Below are 20,614 nucleotides of genomic sequence, written 5' to 3' on the forward strand. Positions count from 1 at the left end.
TGGCGCGCTCGTCTCAGGGTGGTATAACTGTTAGCAGGCTTAGCAAAAGGGGAGTGAATGATGTCTGACTATCCAACCATTGCGCTGATAGGACCGGGTGCGATTGGTACCACCATTGCAGCGGTACTGCATGATGCGGGCCGCACGCCGCTGCTGTGCGGACGCACCGCGCATCCGGAGTTACGCCTGCGCCACGACGGGGGCGAAACCGTGGTGCCCGGCCCGGTATTGACCGATCCGTCCGTCATTACGCGCCCCGTCGATCTCGTTTTCGTGGCGGTAAAAACGACGCAAAATGCCGACAGCGCCGGATGGCTGCGCGCGCTGTGCGATGAAAATACCGTGGTCTGCGCGCTGCAAAACGGCGTGGAGCAAAAAGCCCAGCTTGAGCCTTTGGTTAATGGGGCAACGGTGCTGCCGTCGGTGGTGTGGTTTCCGGCCCAGCGCGAGCCGGATGCCTCCGTATGGCTGCGCGCCAAACCGCGCCTGACGCTGCCGGACGTACCGCACGCGCAGCGGGTGGTGGAGGCGCTTCACGGTACGCGCTGCGCGGTTGAACTCTCAACCGATTTCGCCACCGTTGCCTGGCGCAAGCTGCTGCAAAACGCGGTCGCCGGGCTGATGGTGCTGGCCAACCGCCGCGCAGGGATGTTCAGGCGCGAGGACATCAGCGAGCTTGCGTTGGCCTACCTGCGCGAGGGGCTTGCCGTCGCCCGCGCCGAAGGGGCGAAGCTGGACGATGACGTTGCTGAGGAGATTCTGGCGAACTTCCAGCGTGCGCCAGTGGATTTAGGCACGTCGATCCTTGCCGACCGTCAGGCCGATCGCCCGATGGAGTGGGATATCCGCAGCGGGGTGATCCAGCGCTACGGCCGCAGGCACGGGATTGCGGTGCCCATCAGCGATGTGGTGGTGCCGCTGCTGGCGGCGGGGAGCGAGGGGCCGGGCTAACGTCCGATGTTTTTCCGTTCGGCAAAGTAATGGGCGGGCGTGCTGCCCATCGCTTTTCTAAACAAGGTGATAAACGTATTCATACCTGAGAGTGGCGGCGGGCCGATAGAGAGGAAGTGAGATGAATATGAATGTCCGCTCTGTGCCAGGAGCGGACATTGGCTGAATAGATAGAAAGCAGCCGTGATGTGTTTTCATTAACGCTGGTTACGTTAGAATAGCCTCGATGAAAACGAGAGAACTGGAGTAAAAATGTTTGCTGATTTTGGTATCGTGAATTTCTGGACGTATCTGCTTGGTGCGACACTGATAGTTCTTGCTCCTGGCCCTGAGACCATGTTCGTGATTAAAACAAGCATTACGAGCGGCATCAAACGAGGCTTTGCTGCAATATTTTCCATTCTCATGAGTGACGTACTTCTGGTTCTGCTGGCATGGTGTGGGCTTGCCGCAGTCATAAGCTCAACTCCAGCCTTGTTTAACGCCATCAAATACGCAGGTGCTGCCTATCTTTTCTATCTCGGTGTCCAGACGATATGCGCTATCTTTAAGCCAACTGTCGAAACGAGTCAGGAAAAGAAATCTTCAGCTGATGCTAAGGGGATCATCGGGCGTGGAATGCTTGTTACTCTACTGAATCCAAAGACGCTGCTGTTCTATATCTCTTTCTTCGCTCAGTTCATCAATGTTCAGGCTGAACATTCCTGGATGGCGTTTATCATCCTTGCAGCAGTAATGTTCGCGATTACTCTCGTTTATTTCGGTTTCCTCGTTTTCTGCGGCTCTTATCTGCTAAGCCGTTTGAAAGGCAACCGTAGATTATCAACCATTGGAAACGCGCTGGTAGGTATGTTCTTCATTGGATTTGCAGCGCGACTCGCAAGCGCAACCTCCTAACGAGACAGCTAAACCGCCTCACGGCGGTTTTTTTTACGTTCTTACGCTGGATGGGACGTCCGCTTTTCGCTCGTAGCAGACCTCGCAGTATGTCAGGCGATCCACTTCATGCCAAAAGCGGACATGATTAGCAATTTAATCGTTCATGCTCGATATCCCTGATTTATCCGCCTCAACACTTACGCTGACATTCAGTCTTTTCGCTTCCATAGTTATCATTTTTTGAGCAAGAGCCATGTCCCCACCATGCACACGGTCTATCAATGTCTGTACGATTGTCATCATTAAAAATGGCTGATTGGCAGGATAAAAATCTGCCATATTTATGCCGTAATCTGATATTTCTTGGTGCGCGGCTTTCTCTGTTTTTTCAACTATGTTAGCCACTTCCTCAGTCATTTTATCGATATGGCTGAAGACAACACGATTGATAATGTTAATTTGTTCAGGAGTGAAGGTCTTTTCCATCCGGACTCGCCTTTTAGGTTGTAAGTATCCTGAAGGATATCATGTTTTGACCAGACGACCGGATGCGTGATTTTGCCTTGTCTTTACTAGTCAGGGTTAACGGCCGTTTTCGCCAAGATTAGTAAATGATCATTATTTAAGTTCAACATTATGCCCGCTTTTCGCGCTTCACAGACATTCAACAAACAATATTGCATCTTGCGCAAGGCCGAAACCCCCGCTGCATACCCAGCAGAATTCCGGCCTACCATCACCCTCCTCAGTGCGCCGTTATATACGGCTCCTTCACAAACTCCGCCAGCAGCCAGACCATATCATGCAGCAGCCCGGTGAGTTCTTTCGCCACGCTTGCAGGCAGCGTTCCGCCCATCACTGCCAGCGTTAACGCCACGGCATAGTCCACCTGCAGCGTCGTCTCCTGCCAGCAGTCCGGCACGCATGAGTTGATCTTCTCCCCCGCAATCAGCTGTTCAACCAGATACTGCGGGAGTTCAGCATCGCAACATTCACGCAGTCGCTTTAGCACCTCCAGCAATCGCTTACAGAGCGTGGCAAATGTCACTGCGTCGTCAGTTTCCACCAGCACGCTCACATACGCGGTGCAGGCGTCGGCCAGTTCAAAGAGATCCGCAGATTCGGAAACGGGTAAGTTGATGAGATGATGAACGGCGCTTTCTTCAGAAAGCGCATAAGAAAACTCAGGGATAGTCGCCATTTAGCATCCTCTTTAAGTAAGAAATGTCACGTTATGCTAACGGGTTCCTACGCCCGGCTGCGGATGTGCCGCAACGCAGGCACTTTACGACCGCGAAGAAGGGATGAAAAGGGATAACCCTGAATTACATAAGGTTGCTTGCAGGTATGCGAGGCGGCTTCCAGAAGGGCATTGCCGGGCGGCGGCTACGCCTTACCCGGCCTACAACAACCACCAACCAAACCCACCGGGCGCGGCCGTTACCCCTCGCTCATCATCGCCAAAAACCGCTTCACCGTCCGCGAACGTTCAAATCGTCGCCAGCAGATGGCGATATCGGTATAAAGCGCTGGCGCGCTCAGCGCATGATAGGTGACATTCGGCTGTGAAATGGCCGCCATCGACTGCGGCACCAGGGCGAACCCGCCGCCCGCAGAGACCATGCTCAAAGAAGATGAAAGCTGGGACGACTGCAGCGCGCGTTTTACGTCAATCCCGGCCCGCTCGCAGCAGCCGTACACGCGGTCGTACAGCCCCGGCGCGACCTCCTGCGGGAACAGCACCACCGGCGTATCCCGAAGCTGCTCCAGCGCCAGCGAATCACACTCTGCCAGCGGATGGTCGCGATGCAGCGCCACCACCATCGGCTCCCGGTCGAGGATTTTCAAGTCAAATGCCTTGCTGCTTTCGCAAGGCAGCCGCACAAAGGCGATATCCAGCTCGCCTTCCGCCAGCATCGTCATCAGCGACGACATGTTGGCTTCCACCTGGTGAACCCGCACCGCCATGTTCTGCACCTGATACTGGCGGATCAGGGTGAAGATTTTGGGATGAAAGGCGTCGGAGCTGGTGATGCCAATCGACAGGCTGCCGTTCAGCCCGCGCGCGATGCCCCGGGCCTTCTCCAGCGCGGCGTCGCTCATCGCCAGGATCTTGCAGGCGTCCTCGTAGAAGGTCTCTCCCGCCTCGGTCAGCTCCACGCCGCGCGTCAGGCGCCTGAACAGCGGCGTGCCCACTTCCTCTTCGAGCCGCTTGATCTGCTGACTCAGAGGAGGCTGTGAAATACCCAGCGCTTTGGCCGCCTTCGTGAAGTGTCGCTCGCGTGCCACGGCGACAAAATACCGCAGATATCGAAGTTCCATATCAAAAACGTCTCAAACCAGCATGGTTTCTATATTGGAACTCTCTGCTGAATCGGGTCAACATTTATTTAACCTTTATAAATAAAGTTGAAGAGGACCAGCACGATGCTGCATTCATCTGCCTGCGACTGTGAGGCCAGCCTGTGCGAGACCCTGCGGGGGTTCTCCGCGCAGCATCCTGACAGCGTGATCTATCAGACATCGCTCATGAGCGCCCTGCTAAGCGGCGTGTACGAAGGGGAGACCACGATCGCCGACCTGCTTTCGCACGGTGATTTTGGCCTTGGCACCTTTAACGAGCTGGACGGCGAGATGATCGCCTTCAGCAGCCAGGTCTACCAGCTGCGCGCCGACGGCAGCGCCCGGGCCGCGAAGCCGGACCAGAAAACGCCGTTCGCGGTAATGACCTGGTTCCAGCCGCAGTACCGCAAAACCTTCGACGGGCCGGTCAGCCGCCAGCAGATCCACGACGTCATCGACCAGCAGATCCCCTCCGACAATCTGTTCTGCGCGCTGCGCATCGACGGCAATTTCCGCCACGCCCACACCCGCACGGTGCCGCGGCAGAAACCGCCGTACCGCGCGATGACCGACGTGCTGGACGATCAGCCGGTGTTCCGCTTTAACCAGCGCAAGGGCGTGCTGGTCGGGTTCCGCACGCCGCAGCACATGCAGGGCATCAACGTGGCGGGCTATCACGAGCATTTCATCACCGACGACCGCCAGGGCGGGGGCCATCTGCTCGACTACCAGCTGGAGAGCGGCGGGCTCACCTTCGGTGAAATCCACAAGCTGATGATTGACCTGCCCGCCGACAGCGCGTTCTTACAGGCCAACCTTCACCCCAGCAACCTTGATGCGGCCATCCGTTCCGTCGAAAACTAACAGGAGAACACCGTGAACAGTGAGAAACAGTCGCGTCAGTGGGCGCACGGCGCCGATATGGTCGTTGCCCAGCTGGAAGCGCAGGGCGTGAAGCAGGTGTTCGGCATTCCGGGCGCGAAAATCGACAAGGTCTTTGACTCCCTGCTGGACTCCTCCATCGAGATTATCCCCGTGCGTCACGAGGCGAACGCGGCGTTCATGGCGGCGGCGGTAGGGCGATTGACCGGCAAGGCCGGGGTGGCGCTGGTCACCTCCGGGCCGGGCTGTTCCAACCTCATCACCGGCATTGCCACGGCTAACAGCGAGGGCGACCCGGTAGTCGCGCTGGGCGGGGCGGTGAAGCGCGCCGATAAAGCCAAGCTGGTGCACCAAAGCATGGACACCGTCGCCATGTTCAGCCCGGTGACGAAATACGCCGTTGAAGTCAATTCACCGGAGGCGATTGCCGAGGTGGTGTCGAACGCCTTTCGCGCCGCCGAACAGGGCAGGCCGGGAAGTTCGTTCGTCAGCCTGCCGCAGGATATTGTCGACCAGCCCACCGCGGGCGCGATTTTGCCCGCCAGCGGTCCGGCGCTGATGGGCCCGGCACCAGAGTCAGCCATTAACGACGTGGCGAAGCTGATTGAAAAGGCTAAAAACCCGGTCATCTTACTCGGCCTGATGGCGAGCCAGCCCGCGAACAGCGCCGCGCTGCGCACGCTGCTGGAGAAAAGCCGCATTCCGGTCACCAGCACCTATCAGGCCGCCGGGGCGGTGAATCAGGAGCACTTCACCCGCTTTGCCGGACGCGTCGGCCTGTTCAACAACCAGGCGGGCGACCGGCTGCTGCACCTGGCGGATCTGATTATCTGCATCGGCTACAGCCCGGTGGAATACGAGCCGTCCATGTGGAACAGCGGCGACGCGACGCTGGTGCATATCGACGTGCTGCCCGCCTACGAGGAACGCAGGTATGTTCCCGATCTCGAACTGGTGGGGGACATCGCCGAAACGCTGAATCAGCTCGCCAGCCGCATCGACCATAAGCTGGAACTCAGCCCGCGCGCCACGGAGATCCTCGTCGATCGCCAGCATCAGCGCGATCTCCTCGATCGCCGCGGCGCCTCGCTCAATCAGTTTGCCCTGCATCCGCTGCGCATCGTGCGCGCCATGCAGGACATCGTGAACAGCGACGTGACGCTCACCGTCGACATGGGCAGCTTCCACATCTGGATCGCCCGCTATCTCTACAGCTTCCGCGCGCGTCAGGTGATGATCTCCAACGGTCAGCAGACCATGGGCGTTGCGCTGCCGTGGGCGATTGGCGCGTGGCTGGTGAACCCGGGCCGCAAGGTGGTATCGGTCTCCGGCGACGGCGGCTTCCTGCAGTCGAGCATGGAGCTGGAAACCGCGGTGCGCCTCAACGCCAACGTGCTGCACATCATCTGGGTGGATAACGCCTACAACATGGTGGCGATTCAGGAAGAGAAAAAATACCAGCGTCTTTCGGGCGTGGAGTTCGGCCCGGTCGATTTCAAAGCCTATGCCGACGCCTTCGGCGCGAAAGGCTTTGCCGTGGAGAGCGCGGACGCGCTTGAGCCGACGCTGCGCGCGGCAATGGATGTCGACGGCCCGGCAGTGGTGGCTATTCCCGTCGACTACAGCGATAACCCGCTGCTGATGGGCCAGCTCCATCTCAGCCAGATTTTATGAATCAATATAAGGACAGAGACATGCAAAAAGTAGCTCTCGTAACCGGCTCGGGCCAGGGGATTGGTAAAGCGATCGCGCTTCGCCTGGTGAAGGACGGCTTTGCCGTCGCCATCGCGGATTACAACGAGGAGACGGCGAAGGGCGTGGCCGATGAAATCATCCGCAGCGGCGGCAAGGCCGTCGCCGTGAAGGTGGACGTCTCTGACCGCGACCAGGTGTTCGCGGCGGTGGAGAAGGCCCGCACCGCGCTGGGCGGCTTTAACGTCATCGTCAACAACGCCGGGGTCGCGCCGTCTACCCCTATCGAGTCCATCACGCCGGAGATTGTCGACAAGGTTTACAACATCAACGTGAAGGGGGTCATATGGGGCATTCAGGCCGCGATTGACGCTTTTCGCAAAGAGGGGCACGGCGGCAAGATCATCAACGCCTGCTCCCAGGCGGGCCACACCGGCAACCCTGAACTGGCGGTCTACAGCTCCAGCAAGTTCGCGGTACGCGGCTTAACCCAGACCGCCGCGCGGGACCTCGCGCCGCTGGGGATCACCGTTAACGCCTACTGCCCGGGCATCGTCAAAACGCCGATGTGGGCGGAAATCGACCGTCAGGTCTCCGAGGCGGCGGGTAAACCGCTCGGCTACGGAACCGAAACCTTTGCCAAACGCATTACGCTTGGCCGCCTGTCCGAGCCTGAAGACGTGGCCGCCTGCGTTTCATACCTCGCCGGACCGGACTCCGACTACATGACCGGCCAGTCGCTCTTGATTGATGGTGGGATGGTGTTTAACTAAATTCTAATAAGCTCTGACATGAACTTTCCCCTGCACGATTGCAGGGGCTTTTTTTTGTCTCCTCAGCCATTGTGCATTACACTGCGCGCTGCAAAACTTTAGTCTCAGAGATCTGACAGGCGGTAACAGCGATGAACGGTACAATCACAACGTGGTTTAAAGATAAAGGCTTTGGATTTATCAAAGATGAAAACGGCGACAACCGCTATTTTCATGTGATTAAGGTCGCCAACCCTGATCTGATTAAAAAAGATGCGGCGGTGACATTCGAGCCAACCACCAATAACAAAGGCCTTTCCGCGTATGCGGTGAAGGTGATCCCTGAAAGCAAGCACCTCTTTATCGCGGGCGAGCGCGTGAAGCTCACCTCGATCAAATCCTTCGTGGTGTTCAGCGAAGAAGAGCCGGTTGATGCCAAAATCGACAAAGAGAACGCGGTGCTTTCGGTAGGGCTGCTGATGAACAGCATCAAGCCGAAGTCCGATAAAAAGCCGGGCGAAACGCGTTCGGTGAAGAAGCTGGCGATCACCACCTTCCAGAATACGACGATGATCTTCACCGAAGACGAGATCGACATCGACGCCACGGTGAAGCTGCTGAAGTAACGTTTTGCCGGGTGGCGGCTACGCCTTACCCGGCCTACGAAACCCGTGCGGCGCTCGCCGCCGCACGGTTTACCCCATCCTGTGCTCGCCCCTTAACATCGCCTCACGGTCAAACACCCGCTGGATCTCCCCGTGCGCCATAAACGCTGCCCGGTCAGACATATGCGCAATCACGTCCGCATCGTGGCTCACCAGCAGATAGGTCATGCCGTGCTCGGCCTTCAGGCGGTTCAAAAGATTGAGAATTTCCGCCTGCACGGACATATCCAGCGCCGAGGTCGGCTCGTCCAGCAGCAGAAGCTGAGGCCGCAGCAGCAGCGCCCGGGCAATGGCCACGCGCTGGCGCTGTCCGCCGGAAAGCTGATGCGGATAACGCCTGCCCGCGTCGGCTGAAAGACCAACCTGCCGCAGCGCATCCGCTACCTTTTCAGGAACCTGCTTTTCGCCGTGGATGTGTAACGGCTCCGACAGGGTGCGCTCAACGGTGTGGTTTGGGTGCAGCGACGCCCACGGATCCTGAAACACCATCTGCACGTTGCGGCGAAGCTCGCCTTCAAAACGTCGTCCTGGCCGCAGCGCGCCTCCCAGGATCGAAATGCGGCCGTTCCACTCGCGCTGCAGCCCCGCCAGCACGCGCAGAATAGTCGATTTCCCGCAGCCGGATTCACCGATCAGGCTGAAGGTTTCGCCTTGCTCGATGGCAAAGCTGGCGGCGGACACCGCCGTTTTCTCTCCGAAGCTCACCTGGAGCTGATTGACTTCAACGAGCGCCATTGTCGGCCTCCTTCCACGGCTGCGAGCGGTCCAGCGTCGGCAGCATCTGGCCGTAGGTTTCCGCATTGGGTCGGCAGGTCCACAGGGTGCGCGTATACGGGTGCGTCGCCTGCGAAAGCCGGTTCGCCGCCATCTCGTCTACCTTTTCACCCTGATACATCACCAGCACGCGGTCGCAGTGTTCCGCCACCAGCGGCAGGTCGTGGCTGATCAGCAGCATCGCCATCTGCCGCGCCTCGCACTGCTCCACCAGCAGCTCGAGGATCTGGTTGCGCAGGCGAGCGTCCAGCGCGGAGGTGGGTTCGTCGGCGATCAGCACCTGCGGGTTGTTGATGAGCGCAATCGCGATCATCACCCGCTGGCCCATGCCGCCCGAAAGTTCGCCGGGGTAGCGCTGGAGTACCTGCTCGTTCAGCCCGACGGCGCGGATGACGTCGTGAATGCGCGCCAGGCGATCGGCGCGGGGCAGGCGCTGATGAAGCGTTAATGCCTCATCAAGCTGGGCGGCGACGTTTTTTACCGGATTCAGGGCGTAGCGCGGGTCCTGCAGGACCATCGCAATGCCATTGCCGCGCAGCGCCTGCCAGCGGCGGGTGCTCAGGGTCAGCAGGTCGTTGTCGAGCACGTTAAGCTGGCGGGCGCTCACGATGCCGGGTTTACGCACCAGCCCCATCAGGGCGCGGGCTGACATCGATTTCCCCGAGCCGGATTCCCCCACCAGCGCCAGCCGCTCGTTGCCAAGCGTGAAGCTCAGGTTGTTGACCACGCGCGCGGCGGGGTAGTCGATATTCAGCGCATCGACGATAACGCGTTGTTCAGTCATGCTGTGGCTCCAGTACGTCGCGCAGGCCGTCGCCCAGCAGGTTAAAGGCCAGGCTGGCAAACAGGATCGCCCCGCCCGGAATGGCGGCAATCCACCACTGGTCGAAAATCACCTGCATGCCGTCGGCGATCATCGCGCCCCATTCGGCCATCGGCGGACGCGCGCCAAGGCCGAGGAAGCCCAGCCCGGCGGCGGCCAGAATAATCCCCGCCAGGTCCAGCGCCAGCCGCACAATCGCGGACGGCAGGCACAGGGGCAGAATATGGCCGACCAGCAGGCGCGGGCCACGAATGCCCATCATCTCGGCGGCGGCGAGGTAGTCGCTGTGGCGCAGGCGCTGGATCTCGCTCCGCGCCTGACGCGCGTAGGCGGGCCAGGTGGTTAAGGCCAGCGCCAGCGCGCCGTTGACCAGCCCCGGGCCAAGCATCGCCACAAACGCGAAGGCAAGGATCAGGCGCGGCATCGACATTACCACGTCGGTAAAGCGCATCAAGATGCGCTCCAGCCAGCCGCCGTAGTAGCCGGACAAAATCCCCACCAGCAGCCCCGCGGGCAGGGTGATAACGGTAACCAGCGCCACCAGCCCGAGCGCCGGACGGGTGCCGTAAATCAGGCGCGAAAGCAGGTCGCGCCCGTAGCTGTCGGTGCCCAGCCAGTGCTGGTGATTGGGTGCCTGCAGGCGCGCAGCGGCGTCCTGCCAGTTCGGGTCAAGCGGCGCAAGCCACGGCGCGAACAGGGCGATAAGCACCAGCAGCGCGATGGCACTCAGCCCGCAAAACGCGGCAGGGGAGCGGCGCAGGCGGCGTAAGAAGAGATAAAACGGCATTAGCGCACCCTGGGATCGGTTGCCCGCACGAGTAGGTCGGTAAGGTTGTTGATCAGCACAAAGCTCACGCCAATCAGCAGCGTGCCGCCCATAATGGCGGTGGTGTCTCCGGCGAACAGGGCCGTGGTGAGATAGCGCCCGATGCCCGGCCAGGAGAAGACGGTTTCTGTCAGCACCGCGCCCTCCAGCATGCTGGTGTAGGCCAGTGCAATCACCGTCAGCAGGGTGCTGCGAATGTTCGGCAGCACGTGGCGCAGCAGGATGGTCATCTCCCCGGCACCCTTGGCGCGGGCGAGCAGAATGTACTCTTTGTTCATCTCGCTCAGGCAGGCGGAGCGCGTCAGGCGCGTGATGCTCGCCAGCGAGTAATAGGCCAGCAGCAGTACCGGCAGCACAAGGTGGCTGATGGCGTTGCGGAACGCCTCGCGGTCGCCGGAAAGCCAGGTATCAATCAGCGCAAAGCCGGTGCGCGGTTCCACGGTAAACTGCCAGATATCGTCCAGCCTGCCGGGGCCCGCGCTCCACTGCAGCTTCGCGTAGAACAGGGCCAGCATCAGCAGGCCGAGCCAGAAAATCGGCACCGAGTTGCCGAGCAGGGTGAGGGTTCTGATGGCTAAATCGAGCGGCGAGCCGGCGTAGCGGGCGCACAGCACCCCGGCAATCACGCCGAGGACGGACCCGATGATTAACGCCAGCGTGGCCAGCTCCTGCGTAGCGGGGAACGCGTGGAGTAAGTCCTGCAGCACCGGCTGCCCGGTGGCGCTGGCCGTGCCTAAATCACCGTGGGCGAGGTTTTGCAGATAGTGCCAGAACTGCACGGGCAGGGGCCGATCCAGCCCGAGCTGGTGGCGTACCTGATCGTAGGTAGACTGGCTGGCGTGGTCGCCCACGATCTGCAGCACGCGATCGACAGGTGAAAACGCCGAGAGCGCAAACGTGACGAGCAGCAGCCCGAAGAGCGTGAGCAGCAGGGTCAGCAGACCCTGAAGCACGCGGGTGGAAAGATGTGGCATGGGAAAATCGTTATCCTGAAAATATGCACGGACGACCCCCTCTCCCTTTGGGAGAGGGCGGGGGTGAGGGGGAACAGGCGACTCTATTGCGCGATGTTGCCCTCACCCCAACCCTCTCCCACGGGGAGAGGGAGAAAGGCTACTTCGTGACGCGGTCGTACCAGACCATATCCGCGTTCAGCCCCTGCTGATACCCCTTCACGTTATCGCGCACCACGATCTGGGTTTTACCCTGATCGACGAACACGTACGGCGAGCTATGCTGCAGCTGTTCCTGCATTTTCTTGTACAGATCCAGACGTTTCGCCGGATCCGGCTCGGCCACCGCCGCCAGCGTGGCCTTGTTCAGCTCCGGAATTTTCCAGCCGTTAAGCCCCGCCACGGTGCTGGATTTGCCGTCGTTCCACGCGAAGGCGCTGGCGTTGGAGTGCGCGTCGAAGTAGTCCGGGATCCACAGACGGATCGCCGCCTGATGCTGTTTCGCGCGCACGCGGGCGTACACCTGGCTACCCGCTGCGGGCAGCAGATCCACCTTCACGCCGCCCTGCGCAAAGCTCGCCTGCATCGACTGGGCGATGGTGATAAACGGCGGCTTGTTCTCCACGTCCAGCGTGAAGTGCGCGTCCTTAATGCCCGCTTTGGCGAGGATCGCTTTCGCTTTTGCCGGGTCAAACTTGAACGGATTATCTTCCAGCGCGCCCGGCAGCCCGACCGGCAGGAAGCTCTGGTGTACAAAGTACTGGCCTTTCAGCAGGTCTTTGGTGATGCCTTCATAGTCCACCAGCCAGCGCGAGGCTTCCCAGAACGCCGGGTTGTTCAGCAGCGGGTTGGCGCTGTTGCCGGTGTTAAACACCAGATAGTTTTGCTCGGCGGACGGAATGCTCAGCACCTTCGCGCCCGGCTTGCCGTCCAGGGCGCTAATCTGGTCTGCACCCAGGTCGCGCGCCACGTCCGCGTCACCCTGCTGGATCAGCAGGCGACGGGAGGCCGGGTCGGGAACGTTTTTAATGATGATGCTTTTGAGCTTCGGCGCGCCGCCGGGCGCTGACTCGTTGGCTTCCAGCACGATGGCCTGATGCGGCTGATAGACGCGCATTTTGAACGCGCCGCTGCCCGCCGAGTGCATTTTCAGCCACGCGTTGCCGAAGTCGTTATCCTTCACGTTTGCCGCAACCTGCTTCTCATCGACGATGGAGGCAATCGGCGTGGAGAGGATATTCAGCGCCACCGACGGGCTGACGTCCGCCGTCCAGTGAAGCGTGAGGGTATGGTCGTCCACCTTTTTCAGCTGGCTGGCGATGTTGCTCGCGTCCCAGCCCAGCACGTTGAGAATAAACGCCGGAGATTTGTTCAGCGTCACGGCGCGGGTGTACGAGAAAATCACGTCTTCCGGGCGCAGCGGGTTGCCGGAGGCGAATTTCGCATCGGGCTTGAGTTTGATGGTCAGGGTTTTTGCTGCCGCGTCCGCGTCCCAGCTTTCTGCCAGAATTGGGGTGATTTTTTCCGGATTATCGCGGTCCGGCTGAACCAGACGCTGATAAAGGCTCGGCACGGTCTGGATGCTGGAAAGCTCGTTGGCTTCGGCCGGGTCGAGGCTCACGATATCATCAAGGCCTTGGGCGACAACCAGCGTGTTGGGCGGAGTAGCGGCGTGGGCAGCGCTTGAGAGCGCAGCCAGCACCAGTAATGGCAGCAGTTTTTTAGTCATAGCGATCCCTGAAGAAAATATATTGTGATTGTTTTATGCTCCGCTACGGTAGGCTGACTAAGGATTTCCTCAAAGTCGAAATTCTGCTTTGCTTATGCCATCCGGGTATAACGCATTCGGCCTGGTTATTAGTCACGTCTCTTTTCGTCCGCTTTTTAACCTGCTATAACAAATCCCTTACCTTTCAGGGAGTCACCGCCGTGCCCGAAATCAACCATCATGGTCAAACCGTTAACGATATTGTTCCCGACTGGAAATGCGCGCAGGTATTAACCCGCACGGCGCTGACCGGCCAGTATTGTCGTCTGGAGCCGCTGGATGCGGACCGCCACTCTGCAGACCTGTTTGACGCCTACGCGCTGGGGGACGACAGCGACTGGACGTGGCTTGCCAGCACCCAGCCGGAAAGCGTGGAGGCCACCGCGCACTGGGTGCTGGGAAAGGTGCTGGATGATGACCTGGTGCCTTTCGCCGTTATTGATGTACAGACCGAAAAGGCGGTCGGGCTGGTGAGCTATATGGCGATCGAGCGTTTTCTCGGCTCGGTGGAAATCGGCCACGTCACCTGGTCGCGCAGGATGAAAGGCACCCGCATCGGCACCGAAGCGGTGTGGCTGCTGCTGAAAAATGCCTTCGAACATAAGTACCGTCGGCTGGAGTGGAAGTGCGATTCGATGAACACCGCCTCTCGCCGCGCGGCGGAGCGGCTGGGATTCGTCTGGGAAGGGCGGCTTCGCCAGAAGCTTGTGCGCAAAGGGCGCAACCGCGACAGCGATATGCTCTCTATTATCGACGGCGAATGGCCGCAGCGCGATGCGGAGCTGCGCGCCTGGCTGGCGGCGGAGAATTTTGACGGGGAAGGGCGGCAGGTTAAGCGGCTTGAGGATTTTCGTTTATAAGAACGTTTATGTAGGGTACAGCGAAATTCTGTGATTAATCTGCCGAAATCACGATTTCAATTAAGTTGGTTTTGCCGGACTGCAGTCCCTGAGTTACCGCGGCGGTGATGTCCGCCGCCTCTGTGACCCGACAGCAGCGAATGCCCATGGCGGTGGCGAGCGACTGAAAATCGATGTGCGGGTTAACCAAATCCATTCCGATAAAGCGCCCCAGCGTCGTCGAACTGTAGGTAGGCTGGCTCTTCATAAAGTTTTTGAGAACGTTGTACTCCAGGTTATTCATGACGATAAAGGTCACGGGAAGCTGTTCGTGTGCCGCCGTCCAGAGCGCCTGCGGGGAATACAGGGACGCGCCGTCGCCCATCAGGCACACTACCGGCTCGCGGCCCAGCCCCAGCGAGTGGCCGACTGCCGCAGGCATACCCCAGCCCAGCCCGCCGCCGCGCATAAAGTAGTAGCGCAGGTGCTGCTGGTCCGAGATCACCCGGCGAACGTGCCTTGCCGTTGCAATCGCCTCGTCGACAATCGTGGTGCCCGGCGGAACGGACTTTATCACCTCGTAGGCCGCGACCATCGGCGAAATCGCCGGGCGCAGCCGCTCGGCTGCCAGCCGTTCTTCCTGCTCCTGCCACTCTTTTTCACGTTCAGCGCGTGCCGCTTTGAGCAAGCGCTGATGCGTCAACTTGCTTGCCACCCGGCGCTGCTCAAGCTTCGGTAACAGTGCCTTCAGGGAGAGTTTGATATCCCCCATTACCGAGAGGCGCGTCGCGTAGGTGCGGCCCAGCTCGTTCATGTCGGCGGAGAGCTGGTATACCGCGCACGAACCCGGGATCGCGTCCCCTTCGCTGTACAAAATGGTGATCAGGCTTCTGCCGCCGATGATAAACACCGCGTCGTAGCCATTGACGATGCCGGCGATTTCGCAGGCGGTGGTGGGCATATTGCCGCGCCAGAGCGCGTGCTGTGTGGGAAAGGGGAGATTCAACGGCCAGGAGGAGCCGTAGACGTGGGCGCCGAGCGCTTCCGCAAGCTGGACTATCTCCTGCGTTGAGCCGCTGGTGTGTACTTCATCTCCCGCCACGATCATGATCCTGCCGGGCGTAACCTGGCTCAGCTCCTCCGCCAGTTCGTCCAGCGAGCCCGCCACGGTGTGGTAGTTCACCTTAGAGGCCGTTTGTATCCCGGCGTCGCTGAGCTCCTCCATCACGTTCATCGGCAGGGAGAGCAGCACCGGGCCCGCGGGAGGGTAGCTGGCAGCATGAAAGGCGCGGCGCACCAGAACCGGGAGCTGATCCGCGCTGGTGACCTCCTGCGCCCACTTCACCACCGGAGCACCGATGGAGACAATGTCATCGTACAAAAGCGGATCGCGCACGTAGTGCCGGGTGTCCTGCTGCCCGACGGTCACAACCAGCGGGGTTTTCATGATCCGCGAGTTGATTAAATTCCCCATGCCGTGCCCGAGGCCGCTGGCGGTATGTAAATTGATAAAACCGGTTTTGCCGGAGGCTTTCGCATAGCCGTCGGCAATGGCAACCACGCTGCTCTCCTGGAGTGCCAGAATATAGTGAATGTTTTCATGCCGGAGCAGGGCGTCAATCAGCGGAAGTTCCGTCGTGCCGGGGTTGCCAAATATATATTCCACGCCTTCACTCTCCAGCACGTCGAGGAGAATATCGGCACCTGAGCGCATATTTAAATCTGATAAGGACGTTAATGATTTAATCATAATGACACCTCATTCAGTATTAATTAAGTCATGCTAAAATTCTTCCTGCGTCGGTCGGACAATAATTTCATTCACATCAACGTCGTTGGGTTGTTCAATAGCAAATAAAACGGCGCGGGCAATCGCGTCTGCCGGTATGGCCTGCTTATAAAATTCATGCAGGAACTGTTTGCTCGGGGCATCAGAGCTGCCGAACTGCAGCTCGCTTTCGACCGCGCCCGGAGAAATCAGTGTGGTTCGGATGGTCCTGCCCGCCTCCTGGCGAAGGCCTTCGCTCAGGGCGCGAACCGCGAATTTCGTGGCGCTGTACACCACGCCTCCGGGAGCAAGGACCTTGATGCCCGCCACGGAGGCAACGTTAATAAAGTGTCCGCTTCCCTGAAGCTGGAACACCGGAAATGCCGCCGCGATACCGTACAGCACGCCTTTGATATTGGTATCAATCATCCGGTCCCACTCGTCGGTTTTTAGCTCGCTGAAGGGGGCGATGGCCATAAAACCGGCGTTGTTTATCAGCACGTCCACGCGCTGATATGCCGCGACGGCAGCATCGATCGCCTTTTGCACCTCTTCCTGGCGCGTGACGTCGGCCTTAACGGCAATCGCCTGTCCGCCCTGCTGAATGATCCGATCCACCAGGGCGTTAATCCTCTCAAGGCGGCGCGCCACCAGGACCAGCGAAAATGCCTTATCCGCTAAATACAGAGCAATAGCCTCGCCGATCCCGCTGCTGGCGCCGGTGATAACAATAACCTTGTTTGCACTATTATTCATGATCTTATCTCACTGTTGTGTGATTCAAAAAATAAAAGGCAGGAAAGGATTAAAGAATAATGACAGATTCTTTAATCCTTAAAGCGATATATTGTATATTTTGAATGGAATGACATTCGATTAAACTTAATAGAGTTCAGGAGAGAGTGTCAATAACGTTTTAAATAATTAAATTCATTGTCGTGCTAATATTTAATTCTTATATGTAAAAGTGAATATTATCGAAATAAGGTTTGGCCTTGAAAATGCTCTCTTTTCGTATCATGGCGAAAGGTGTATTAAGACGCTTGCGGCCCTGCGAGCAGGGCCTGAGAATTAAATTTTGCCACTGTAGAGCACGGGGCCGGTGGGTTGACCGGTGGGCGATCCCCCCTCGGGCTCGAGGCTTATGGCTATTATTGCGTCAGGAGTAAGGGTTTCGTTCTTCAGGACAACGCTCGTCGGTACAGCGTTATGCAGCAGGCCCAGGGAGATCGGGGCCTCACCGGCAGGGATCAGCCAAAGCTGCAGGCTATTTTGCGCCGCGACGGCGTTGGGTCTGAGAGGGGTTATGCTCAGATACTGGCGGCGGGCGTCCGCACTGACAATCCACTGCCCGTGCTGTTGGGCATCGTTGAGCACCATCAGCGGTGCGAGTTCCGGCGTGCGGGTGGTATACCATGCTACCGCGCTAACGGCGGCGATGCCGGCCGCGACCATCCAGCCGAGATAAGGCCGGCTTTGGCGCAAAGGCTTTTTCGGCGGCAGATCGAGGGCGATCCGCTTCCACACCGTCTCGGGTGGGGTAACGGGCGCAAGATGGCTGTCGAGCGTGCTGAACGTTTCCTGCCAGTACGCCACGCGGGCGGCCAGACCGGGATCAGCGGCAAGCCTTTTCTGGAACTGAAGCCGCGCCCCGCCGCGGAGGGTGCCGAGGGCATATTCCGCAGCCAGCATGTCATCGCGTTTTTCGCTGTCATTCATAGGCCCACGCACTCCCGAAGATGATCCATCGCGCGGCGGATCCAGCTTTTTACCGAGCCCACGGGCTGCTGGAGCCAGTCGGCAATGTCGCTGTGGGACATGCCCTGATAGTAGGCGAGCGTAATACTCTGGCGCTGTTCGTGACTCAAATGTTCCAGACAATGCCTGAGCCGTGCTGCCTGCGCGTCGTCGTGCCAGTTATTCTGCTCATCGCTTTCGCTCAGCAGAATATCTTCCGAATACGACTCTTCACGGGCGGCAGCCCGGGTTTGCCCGCTGCGCAGCCAGTCAATACAGCGGTTGCGAACAATATGCGTAAGCCAGGTCATCGGGGAGCTCAGGGTGGCGTTATAGGTTTCGGCTTTACTCCAGACGGTGACAAAACAGTCGTGAAGGATCTCTTCTGCCCAGGCGCGATGGCGCAACATGCGCAGCGCGACGGCAAACAGGTGAGGCGAAGTGAGGCGGTAAAGTTGTTCAAATGCGCGGCGATCGCCGTTTGCGACCGCCTGCATTAATTTCAACTGCTGTTCAGCCAGCGCGTTATCCATGTTTTTCCCGGAAGGCAACGTCACACTTCCGAAGTATAGACAACTACTTAGGCATCAGGACGGTATCAATCACGTCGATCACGCCATTTTTCTGATGGACGTCGTAGGTGCTGATGTTCGCCACGTTGCCTTTACCATCCTTGAGCTGAATATTGTGCGGGCCGTTGCTCATGATCCACAGCGGTTGCCCGTTAACGGTTTTCAGCTCCGCGTGGCCGCCGCCCTGCTTAATTTTCTGCTCAAGCGCTTTCATATCGTAATTACCCGCAACCACGTGGTAGGTCAGAATACTGGTGAGCAGCGCTTTATTTTCCGGCTTCACCAGATTGTCGACCGTACCCGCAGGCAATTTTGCAAACGCCGCATCGGTTGGCGCAAAAACGGTGAAGGGCCCTTTGCTCTGCAGGGTATCCACCAGGCCAGCCGCTTTGACCGCCGCCACCAGCGTGGTGTGATCTTTTGAATTCACGGCGTTTTCAACAATGTTTTTGCTCGGGAACATTTCCGCTCCGCCCACCATTACGGAGCCAGACGTCATGGCCGCTGATGCGCCTGCACAGAAGAGCAAGGCGCTGGATACCAATGCAACACTGAGTAGCTTTTTCATCATTTATCCTCGGATTAAGGAGCAAAGGCGTTGCTCACATACTCACATACGAGGGCAGGGGGGAAACTGGATGCAGGGAAATGAAAATAAATTTTTGGCGGGCAAGTGAATTCCCTCTCCCCTTTGGGGAGAGGGTCAGGGTGAGGGGAAATGACTTAGCGCCTTACCGGTGCCCCGTTCGCCACATAATACGCCGCCGTGCTTTTCGCCAGCGGCTCGCGGCCGCGAATGGCGTCGGCAACCTTCTCGCCAATCATAATGGTGGTGGCGTTCAGGTTGCCGGTGATGATCTGCGGCATAATTGACGCATCCACCACGCGCAGCCCTTCCAGCCCGTGAACGCGACCTTCGCCGTCGACCACCGCCATCTCGTCATAGCCCATCTTGCAGGTGCCGCACGGATGGAAGGCGGTTTCGGCGTGGTTGCGCACGAACTCGTCCAGCTGTTCGTCGGTCTGGCAGTCGATGCCCGGGCTGATCTCGCGCCCGCGGTATTTGTCCAACGCCGGCTGGTGCATGATCTCGCGGGTGATGCGGATCGCGTCGCGGAACTCCTGCCAGTCCTGCTCGTGGGACATATAGTTGAACAGGATCGCCGGATGCTGGTGCGGATCGCGTGACGTAATGCGCACGTGGCCGCGGCTCGGGGAACGCATGGAGCCGACGTGGCACTGGAAGCCGTGCTCTTTTACCGCGTTCGAGCCGTTGTAGTTAATCGCCACCGGCAGGAAGTGGTACTGGATGTTCGGCCACTCGAATTCTTCGCGGCTGCGGATAAACCCACCCGCTTCGAAGTGGTTGCTCGCGCCCACGCCGGTGCCGCCAAACAGCCACTCTGCGCCAATCTTCGGCTGGTTCCACCACTGCAGGGCAGGGTAGAGGGAAACCGGCTCTTTGCATTCGTACTGAAGGTACATCTCCAGGTGATCCTGCAGGTTTTCGCCCACGCCGGGTAAATCATGCACCAGCGGAATATCGAACTGCTTCAGCAGCTCGGCATTGCCCACGCCGGAGCGCTGCAGGATCTGCGGGGAGGCAATCGCGCCTGCGCACAGCAGCACCTCTTTCTTCGCCGTCGCTTTGGATGGAATGGTGCTTTCGCCTTCCAGCCACTCGACGCCCACCGCGCGCTTGCCTTCGAAGAGGATGCGATCGGTCATGGCGTGGGTGCGGATGGTCAGGTTCGGACGCTTTTTGGCCTGGTCCAGGTAGCCGCGTGCGGTGCTGGCGCGTCGGCCCTGCGGCGTGACCGTGCGGTCCATCGGGCCGAAGCCCTCCTGCTGATAGCCGTTAAGATCGTCGGTGCGCGGGTAGCCCGCCTGCACGCCCGCTTCCACCATCGCCTCAAACAGCGGGTTCACGCCCGGTTTGGAAGTGGTGACGCTCACCGGACCGTCTCCGCCGTGGTAGTCGTTCGGGCCCACGTCGCGCGTCTCTGCCTTGCGGTAGTAGGGCAGGCAGTTGAGGTAGCTCCAGTGCTCCAAACCCGGCTCTTTAGCCCAGTTGTCCAGATCCATGGCGTTACCGCGGATGTAGCACATGCCGTTGATCAGCGACGAGCCGCCCAGCCCTTTGCCGCGCCCGCACTCCATGCGGCGGTTGTTCATGTACGGCTCTGGCTCGGTTTCATACGCCCAGTTGTAACGCTTGCCCTGCAAAGGGAACGCCAGCGCGGCGGGCATCTGGGTGCGGAAATCAAAGCGGTAATCCGGCCCGCCCGCTTCAAGTAGCAGCACGGTGGTGTTCGGATCTTCAGTCAGTCGCGTTGCCAGTACGTTGCCGGCAGAGCCGGCCCCGATAATGATGTAGTCAAAGTGCAAAT

At 59.2% G+C, this 20,614-nt stretch carries 21 protein-coding genes and 1 pseudogene; 7 read left to right on the forward strand and 15 right to left on the reverse strand.

Going from position 1 to position 20,614, the window contains the following annotated elements:
* The first annotated feature begins 60 nt into the window (after positions 1–60).
* The gene (locus VPX56_RS06125) at positions 61–951 is read left to right on the forward strand and encodes an oxidoreductase (protein ID WP_326471971.1); all 891 of its coding nucleotides are present in this window, start codon (positions 61–63) and stop codon (positions 949–951) included.
* Here the strand turns inward: VPX56_RS06125 and VPX56_RS06130 are convergent.
* Positions 948–1,034, reverse strand: a pseudogene (locus VPX56_RS06130) (AraC family transcriptional regulator); the annotation flags it as partial. The gene VPX56_RS06125 and the pseudogene VPX56_RS06130 overlap by 4 nt on opposite strands.
* A gap of 169 nt (positions 1,035–1,203) precedes the next feature.
* Here VPX56_RS06130 and leuE point away from each other — a divergent pair.
* Complete coding sequence (gene leuE / locus VPX56_RS06135) at positions 1,204–1,848, forward strand: leucine efflux protein LeuE (protein ID WP_326470509.1); 645 nt, start codon at positions 1,204–1,206, stop codon at positions 1,846–1,848.
* A 135-nt stretch (positions 1,849–1,983) separates the two neighbouring features.
* Here leuE and VPX56_RS06140 read toward each other — a convergent pair whose 3' ends face one another.
* From VPX56_RS06140 to VPX56_RS06150, 3 genes are all read right to left on the reverse strand, one after another.
* Complete coding sequence (locus VPX56_RS06140; RefSeq protein ID WP_131633158.1) at positions 1,984–2,316, reverse strand: nitroreductase; 333 nt, start codon at positions 2,314–2,316, stop codon at positions 1,984–1,986.
* A 259-nt stretch (positions 2,317–2,575) separates the two neighbouring features.
* Complete coding sequence (locus VPX56_RS06145; RefSeq protein ID WP_326470512.1) at positions 2,576–3,031, reverse strand: hypothetical protein; 456 nt, start codon at positions 3,029–3,031, stop codon at positions 2,576–2,578.
* 239 nt (positions 3,032–3,270) lie between these two features.
* Complete coding sequence (locus VPX56_RS06150; RefSeq protein WP_326470514.1) at positions 3,271–4,152, reverse strand: LysR family transcriptional regulator; 882 nt, start codon at positions 4,150–4,152, stop codon at positions 3,271–3,273.
* Between the two features lie 105 nt (positions 4,153–4,257).
* Between VPX56_RS06150 and budA the strand changes: the two genes are divergently transcribed.
* From budA to VPX56_RS06170, 4 genes are all read left to right on the forward strand, one after another.
* On the forward strand, positions 4,258–5,037 hold the full coding sequence (gene budA / locus VPX56_RS06155) for an acetolactate decarboxylase (RefSeq protein WP_326470516.1): 780 nt from the start codon (positions 4,258–4,260) through the stop codon (positions 5,035–5,037).
* A gap of 57 nt (positions 5,038–5,094) precedes the next feature.
* Complete coding sequence (alsS, locus tag VPX56_RS06160; protein ID WP_242673392.1) at positions 5,095–6,729, forward strand: acetolactate synthase AlsS; 1,635 nt, start codon at positions 5,095–5,097, stop codon at positions 6,727–6,729.
* A 20-nt stretch (positions 6,730–6,749) separates the two neighbouring features.
* Positions 6,750–7,520, forward strand: coding sequence for a (S)-acetoin forming diacetyl reductase (locus VPX56_RS06165; RefSeq protein WP_326470518.1), 771 nt, complete (start codon positions 6,750–6,752; stop codon positions 7,518–7,520).
* A 131-nt stretch (positions 7,521–7,651) separates the two neighbouring features.
* Positions 7,652–8,125 carry a cold-shock protein gene (locus VPX56_RS06170; RefSeq protein WP_119935168.1) on the forward strand — a complete coding sequence of 158 codons (474 nt, stop codon included), beginning with the start codon at positions 7,652–7,654 and terminating at the stop codon, positions 8,123–8,125.
* A 69-nt stretch (positions 8,126–8,194) separates the two neighbouring features.
* Here VPX56_RS06170 and VPX56_RS06175 read toward each other — a convergent pair whose 3' ends face one another.
* The 5 genes from VPX56_RS06175 to VPX56_RS06195 form a co-directional block, all read right to left on the reverse strand.
* Positions 8,195–8,899: an ABC transporter ATP-binding protein gene (locus tag VPX56_RS06175; RefSeq protein ID WP_326470520.1), complete on the reverse strand. Its 705-nt coding sequence runs from the start codon at positions 8,897–8,899 to the stop codon at positions 8,195–8,197.
* Positions 8,886–9,722 carry an ABC transporter ATP-binding protein gene (locus VPX56_RS06180; protein WP_326470522.1) on the reverse strand — a complete coding sequence of 279 codons (837 nt, stop codon included), beginning with the start codon at positions 9,720–9,722 and terminating at the stop codon, positions 8,886–8,888. The genes VPX56_RS06175 and VPX56_RS06180 overlap by 14 nt, the downstream gene beginning before the upstream one ends.
* Positions 9,715–10,548 carry an ABC transporter permease gene (locus VPX56_RS06185; RefSeq protein WP_326470524.1) on the reverse strand — a complete coding sequence of 278 codons (834 nt, stop codon included), beginning with the start codon at positions 10,546–10,548 and terminating at the stop codon, positions 9,715–9,717. Before VPX56_RS06185 ends, VPX56_RS06180 begins: the two co-directional genes overlap by 8 nt.
* The gene (locus VPX56_RS06190) at positions 10,548–11,561 is read right to left on the reverse strand and encodes an ABC transporter permease (protein WP_326470526.1); all 1,014 of its coding nucleotides are present in this window, start codon (positions 11,559–11,561) and stop codon (positions 10,548–10,550) included. The genes VPX56_RS06185 and VPX56_RS06190 overlap by 1 nt, the downstream gene beginning before the upstream one ends.
* A 139-nt stretch (positions 11,562–11,700) precedes the next feature.
* On the reverse strand, positions 11,701–13,269 hold the full coding sequence (locus VPX56_RS06195) for an ABC transporter substrate-binding protein (RefSeq protein WP_326470528.1): 1,569 nt from the start codon (positions 13,267–13,269) through the stop codon (positions 11,701–11,703).
* 200 nt (positions 13,270–13,469) lie between these two features.
* Between VPX56_RS06195 and VPX56_RS06200 the strand changes: the two genes are divergently transcribed.
* Positions 13,470–14,168: a GNAT family N-acetyltransferase gene (locus VPX56_RS06200; RefSeq protein WP_131633147.1), complete on the forward strand. Its 699-nt coding sequence runs from the start codon at positions 13,470–13,472 to the stop codon at positions 14,166–14,168.
* A gap of 34 nt (positions 14,169–14,202) precedes the next feature.
* On the opposite strand, the gene VPX56_RS06205 is transcribed toward VPX56_RS06200, so the two are convergent.
* The 6 genes from VPX56_RS06205 to betA all read right to left on the reverse strand — a co-directional run bounded on the left by VPX56_RS06205 (position 14,203) and on the right by betA (position 20,612).
* A complete protein-coding gene (locus VPX56_RS06205; RefSeq protein WP_326470556.1) occupies positions 14,203–15,897 on the reverse strand; it encodes a thiamine pyrophosphate-binding protein in 1,695 nt (564 codons plus the stop codon).
* 33 nt (positions 15,898–15,930) lie between these two features.
* Complete coding sequence (locus VPX56_RS06210) at positions 15,931–16,671, reverse strand: SDR family oxidoreductase (RefSeq protein ID WP_326470558.1); 741 nt, start codon at positions 16,669–16,671, stop codon at positions 15,931–15,933.
* 315 nt (positions 16,672–16,986) lie between these two features.
* Complete coding sequence (locus VPX56_RS06215; RefSeq protein ID WP_326471973.1) at positions 16,987–17,634, reverse strand: anti-sigma factor; 648 nt, start codon at positions 17,632–17,634, stop codon at positions 16,987–16,989.
* Positions 17,631–18,185, reverse strand: a complete 555-nt coding sequence (locus tag VPX56_RS06220; protein ID WP_131633144.1) for an RNA polymerase sigma factor — start codon at positions 18,183–18,185, stop codon at positions 17,631–17,633. Before VPX56_RS06220 ends, VPX56_RS06215 begins: the two co-directional genes overlap by 4 nt.
* Before the next feature lie 43 nt (positions 18,186–18,228).
* The gene (locus tag VPX56_RS06225) at positions 18,229–18,792 is read right to left on the reverse strand and encodes a fasciclin domain-containing protein (RefSeq protein ID WP_119935158.1); all 564 of its coding nucleotides are present in this window, start codon (positions 18,790–18,792) and stop codon (positions 18,229–18,231) included.
* 155 nt (positions 18,793–18,947) lie between these two features.
* A complete protein-coding gene (betA, locus tag VPX56_RS06230; protein WP_326470562.1) occupies positions 18,948–20,612 on the reverse strand; it encodes a choline dehydrogenase in 1,665 nt (554 codons plus the stop codon).
* Positions 20,613–20,614 lie beyond the last annotated feature (2 nt).

Source organism: Enterobacter wuhouensis (assembly GCF_035835995.1).
GTDB classification, from domain to species: domain Bacteria; phylum Pseudomonadota; class Gammaproteobacteria; order Enterobacterales; family Enterobacteriaceae; genus Enterobacter; species Enterobacter wuhouensis.